The organism is Dactylosporangium cerinum, assembly GCF_042653625.1.
GTDB classification, from domain to species: Bacteria; Actinomycetota; Actinomycetes; order Mycobacteriales; family Micromonosporaceae; genus Dactylosporangium; species Dactylosporangium cerinum.
This window is the reverse complement of record NZ_JBHSIU010000139.1, coordinates 1-5434: the sequence shown is the minus strand read 5'-3', so window position 1 is coordinate 5434 and position 5434 is coordinate 1. Positions and strand designations below refer to the sequence as shown.

Sequence of the window (5434 nt, the reverse complement as noted above, 5' to 3'; positions counted from 1 at the left end):
CACGGTGGCGGAGATGTCCGCGGGCACCGGCATCCGGGCACTGGCGTACGAGTAGCCGCGACGCAACCGGCGTCGGTTGAGGTCGGCCGACGCTGGCCCGGAATCATTTGCCTTCTTTCGACCCGTCTGAGGTCATCGCTTCCTGGCCGGGCGCGGACGACAGGAAGGGCTCTGGCACAGATTCCGGATGCTGTTGGTGATCTTGATGTTCAGTCGTCAGCCGGCATGGAAGAGTTCTTGCAGGCGAGTTCGTGGTCGTCGGCGTTGGTCGGGCCGGTGTTGAGCGAGTCGGACGATGTTGGCGCCGGCGGCAGTGAGGATGTGTTGGACGTGAGTCTTCGCGAGCCCGCGGTATCGGCAGTTGCGTAAACCGTGCGCGTGGACGGTTTCTGAGACGGTGGCTTCGCATCCAGCGCGCAGGGCGTAGCGCTTCTTCCACTCGGCTGTCTGCTGCAGTGCTCGTGTACGGGTTTGGATGTCTTGCAGTGGCTCGGGCAGCAGGATCAGGTGCCGGCCTTTGCCATCGACGTTGCCGGTGCACTGCTGCCGGACGGTGCAGGCGCGGCAGTCCGCCCTCCGGAACAACACTGAGATTCGCGGCTTTCCGTCTGCCACCGTGGGTTTCCACGGAGGACTGACCGTCCCTTGTGGACAAGTGACGGTTTGGGTTTGCCAGTCGACGTGAAAGTCTTCCTTGGCGAAGCCGGGCCGCTCCGCGGCACGCGGATCCTCGCGGACCGGCCCGACAATGGTGATTCCATGAGCGGTCGACGCCCGGTGCACCGTTTCGGGTGTGACGTAGCCGCTGTCGAGGAAGTGCTCTTCCGGCGCGATCCCTTGCTCCATCAGCGCGGTGTGGATCGCGTCGACGACGCCGACGTCCTGTTCCGGGGCCGGCGTTGTCACGACGTGCACGATGACGTTCGGCCGTTCTGCGTCGCAGGTCTCCGTCTGATGGTCCCTGTAGCCGACCCATTCGACCTTGCCCGGCTTGTGACTGAACCGGGCCTGCGGATCGTGCGGCGACACGATCTCCACGCTGGACCACGGCACTCGAGCAGGCTCCGCGTCATCATCGGCCGCAGCCGTGCTGGAACGCCGCCGCGTCGTGCCCTCCCGGCTCTTACGGGCCCGGGACAGCTTCGCCTCCCGCCACCGCAGTTGTCCGGACTCGTCATACCAGTACTGCTGGACCCAGACCTGACGCAGCACCTCAACAGCGGCCACCCCAGCACCTCCTGCGAGGGCCGCCGCCCCATAGACGGCCTGCAGTAGAGCAATGCCGTCAGCACCGACCTGTTCCACGTACTGCCGCACGGCGGCCCCACCGGTCGGCTGACGCTCATGACGCGCCGATCGGCCGTATCGCTCGGCCCACCGCGGCGGCATGACACCGGACAGCCACACCTCGTCGAGCTTCGCCAGGGCCTCCAACGCCGCGCGCATCGTCTCTGCGACCAACTCCACCCGGCTGAGCCGGCGAACCGCCGCAAGCACATGCGTGGAGTCCGTACGCTGCCGACCTCGAGTCCGCACCAGCCCCGCCTCCGTCAGGCGATCGACCATCACCGCGAGCAGCAGATCGGCCCGATCGCCCTCGGCAAGACGGTCGCGGAACTCGCTGAGCACCGAATGATCAAAGCCGGGCTCGGTCAACTCCATGCCCAGCGCGTACTTCCAATCGATGCGACACGCCACCGCCCGCGCAGCCTGCCGATCGGTGAGATTCTCCGCGTACTGCAACACGGACACCAACGCAAGCCGGGCCGGCGACACCCCACGACGCCCATCCGTGGGAAACCAGGCGGTGAAGTCATCGTCAACGAACAGGTCCTGCAACCGATCCCGCATCAACATCGCAGGCGTGCCCTTCGGGCTCGCAGCCCACGCGACCCGAGCTGTCTCCTCCGGAACACCCGAACCCGAACCACGACCAATCGACATGCCGCTATCTCAGCATCGCAGCGGACTCAGCACCGACAACGACGCACCACAATCTGATCAAGCAACCAAGATCACCAACAGCATCGATTCCGTGATGCCGGTTTGATCATGTCTCGTGTCTACGGTGGAGCTCTTGACGGTGGTCCTGCCGCACCTCGACGGCCTGCGTGTTGATCGGGTCTTTGCCGAGTCGGGTGTCGTGCGTATTCAGGCCGAGTCGGTCCAAGGTGCGGGGGTGTGCCCTGACTGTGGCACTGCCACGGACCGCGTCCACAGCCGGTATCAGCGGCGGATTAGCGACCCGGCGATGACCGGCCGGCAGGTGTGGATTCAGGTGCGAGTCCGTCGGTTCTTCTGCCCCGACCTGGACTGCACCCGGCAGACGTTCGCCGAGCAGATCCGGGGATTGACCGTCCGGCACAGTCGCCACAGCGTCCTGGCCCGGCAGGTGCTGCAGCACATCGCCGTCGCGGCCGGCGGGCGGCCAGGGGCACGACTGGCGCACCGGTTGCAGGTCACCGTCGGACGAATGACCCTGATCCGGCTCATCCGCCGCCTGCCGATCCCCGAAGTCGGCGCCCCTCGATTCGTCGGCGTCGACGACTTCGCTCTCCGACGGGGACGCATTTACGGCACCGTGCTGGTCGACCTGGAGACCCACCAACCCATAGACGTCCTCGCGGACCGCGAAGCCGCCACCCTCACCGCCTGGTTGCAGCAGCATCCAGGGGTGGAAATCATCTGCCGGGACCGGGCCGGCTCCTACGCCGAAGGCGCCCGAACCGGTGCACCACAAGCGATCCAGATCGCGGACCGCTGGCATCTATGGCACAACCTGGTAGAGGCCGTCGAGAAGGTCGTCATCCGACACCGACACTGCCTACCCGAACCAGCCCAACCAGAGCAGCCCACCGCGGAACCCGCAACACCCGCCAGCCTGCAGGCGGAACGCGCCGAGACCGCCTCGACCACCCGAGTGCGAGAACGCTACGCCGCCGTCCAGGACCTCGTCATCGACAAAGGTGTCGCCCGGACGGTCGCCGCGCGCCTGCTCAACCTCAACCCCGACACGGTCGCTCGCTACGCCAAAGCCAGCACCGTCGAGGAACTCCTCACCGCCCGGCACCGGGTCAGCAAACTCGACCCGTTCACCGCCTATCTCGACACCCGCTGGAACGACGGCTGCACCGACGCTGTCCGCCTCACCCAGGAGATCCGCAAACAGGGCTTCCAAGGAACCGACCGCACCGTCAGGCGCTATCTCGAACCCCTCCGCGCCGCGGGCAACCCGACCGCGAAGAAACCAACCGCGCCGAAAGTCCGGCACGTCGTCTCATGGATCACCCGCCACCCCGACGACGTCACCACCGCCAACCGGCAAACCCTCAACTCCATACGCGAGCGCTGCCCACACCTGCACGCCGCAGTCACCCACGTCCAACGCTTCGCCACCATCCTCTGCAACCTCCGCGGCGCCGAACTGCCCCAATGGCTCGCCGAGGTCGAAGCCGACGACCTTCCCGACCTGCACACCTACACCGCGGGCATCCGCCGGGACCTCGATGCCGTCACCAACGGACTCACCCAACCCTGGAACTCCGGCCAGGTCGAAGGCACCGTCACCAAGATCAAAGCCATCAAGCGCAGCATGTTCGGCCGCGCCAACTTCGACCTACTCCGCCGACGCATCCTTCTCGCCGACTGACATCACGGAATCGATGCTGTTGGTGATCTTGGGGTCAGTCGTTCATGCGGAAGATCTGTTGAAGACGGCTTCGTGGCCGTCGACGTGGGTCGGGCCGGTGTTGGGCGAGTCGGATGATGTTGGTGCCGGCGGCGATGAGGACGTGTTGGACGTGGGTCTTCGCGAGCCCGCGATATCGGCAGTGGCGCAGGCCGTGCGCATGGACGGTTTCCGAGACGGTGGCCTCACATCCGGCGCGTAGTGCGTAGCGGCGTTTCCACTCGGGAGTCTGCTGTTGCGCTCGGACCCGGCTCTGAATCTCCTGCAGCGGCTCGGGCAGCAGAAGCAGGTGCCGGCCTTTGCCATCAACGTTTCCCGTGCACTGCTGCCGAACCGTGCAGGCGCGGCAGTCCGCCCGCCGGAACAACACCGACAGACGCGGCCTGCCGTCTGCCACCGTCGGTTTCCACTGTGGACTGACCGTCCCCTGTGGACACGTCACGGTCTCGGTCTGCCAGTCGACGTGGAAGTCCTCCTTGGCGAAACCGGGCCGTTCAACAGCACGTGGATCCTGACGGACCGGCCCGACAATCGTTATCCCATAAGCAATCAACGCCCGGTGCACCGTCTCAGGTGTGACGTAACCGCTGTCCAGGAGGTGCTCCACCGGCGCCATGCGCTGCCCGACCAACGCGGTATGGATCGCATCAACGACGCCGACATCCTGCTCCGGAGCCGGGGTTGTCACGACATGCACGATTACGTTCGGCCGTCCCTCGTCACAGGTCTCCGTCTGATGATCCTTATACCCGACCCATTCGACCTTGCCCGGCTTGTGACTGAACCGAGCCTGCGGATCGTGCGGCGACACGACCTCCACGCTGGACCACGGCACTCGAGCGGGCTCCGCATCATCTGCCGCCGTGGTGCTGGAACGCCGCCGCGCCGTGCCCTCCCGGCTCTTGCGAGCTCGGGACAGCTTCGCCTCCCGCCACCGCAGCTGCCCGGACTCGTCATACCAGTACTGCTGGACCAAGACCTGACGCAACACCTCGACAGCGGCCACCCCCGGCCCGCCTGCGGGAGCCGTCGGGCCGTAGACGGCCTGCAGTAAGGCAATGCCATCAGCGCCAACCTGTTCCACGTACTGCCGCACAGCAGCCGCGCCGGACGGCTGCCGCTCGTGCCGCGCCGACCGGCCGTAGCGCTCGGCCCACTCCGCCGGCATGACACCGGCCAGCCACACCTCATCCAGCTTCGCCAGGGCCTCCAATGCGGCACGCATCGTCTCCGCGACCAACTCCACCCGGCTCAGCCGGCGAACCGCCGCGAGCACATGCGTGGAGTCCGTGCGCTGCCGGCCCCGCGCCCGCACCAGCCCCGCCTCCGCCAGCCGATCGACCATCACCGCGAGCAGTCGATCAGCACGATCACCCTCAGTCAACCGGTCCCGGAACTCGCTGAGCACCGAATGATCGAACCCGGGCTCGGTCAACTCCATCCCCAACGCGTACTTCCAGTCAATGCGACACGCCACCGCCCGCGCCGCCTGCCGATCGGTGAGGTTCTCCGCGTACTGCAACACCGACACCAACGCCAACCGGGCCGGCGACACCCCACGACGGCCGTCCACGGGAAACCAGCCGACGAAGTCGTCGTCGACGAACAGGTCCTGCAACCGATCCCGCATCAACATCGCAGGCGTGCCCTTCGGGCTCGCCGCCCACGCCACCCGAGCCGTCTCCACCGGAACATCCGAACCCGAACCACGACCCATCGACATCCCACTATCTCAGCATCAAGGCG

General features: G+C 66.5%; 3 protein-coding genes. 1 reads left to right on the top strand and 2 read right to left on the bottom strand.

Annotated features, from left to right (window positions below; genetic code table 11):
- Positions 1 to 216: 216 nt before the first annotated feature.
- Entirely contained in the window at positions 217 to 1944 is a 1728-nt protein-coding gene (locus ACFPIJ_RS64380) for an IS1182 family transposase (RefSeq protein WP_380129445.1), read from the bottom strand.
- A 115-nt stretch (positions 1945 to 2059) separates the two neighbouring features.
- Between ACFPIJ_RS64380 and ACFPIJ_RS64375 the strand changes: the two genes are divergently transcribed.
- Positions 2060 to 3649 carry an ISL3 family transposase gene (locus ACFPIJ_RS64375; RefSeq protein ID WP_380129444.1) on the top strand — a complete coding sequence of 530 codons (1590 nt, stop codon included), beginning with the start codon at positions 2060 to 2062 and terminating at the stop codon, positions 3647 to 3649.
- Between the two features lie 34 nt (positions 3650 to 3683).
- Here ACFPIJ_RS64375 and ACFPIJ_RS64370 read toward each other — a convergent pair whose 3' ends face one another.
- Positions 3684 to 5375 carry an IS1182 family transposase gene (locus ACFPIJ_RS64370; protein WP_380129443.1) on the bottom strand — a complete coding sequence of 564 codons (1692 nt, stop codon included), beginning with the start codon at positions 5373 to 5375 and terminating at the stop codon, positions 3684 to 3686.
- Positions 5376 to 5434 lie beyond the last annotated feature (59 nt).

Excerpts from the sequence above, each read along its gene's own strand:
- ACFPIJ_RS64380 (WP_380129445.1), bottom strand. The coding sequence starts at position 1,944 with ATGTCGATTGGTCGTGGTTCGGGTTCGGGTGTTCCGGAGGAGACAGCT.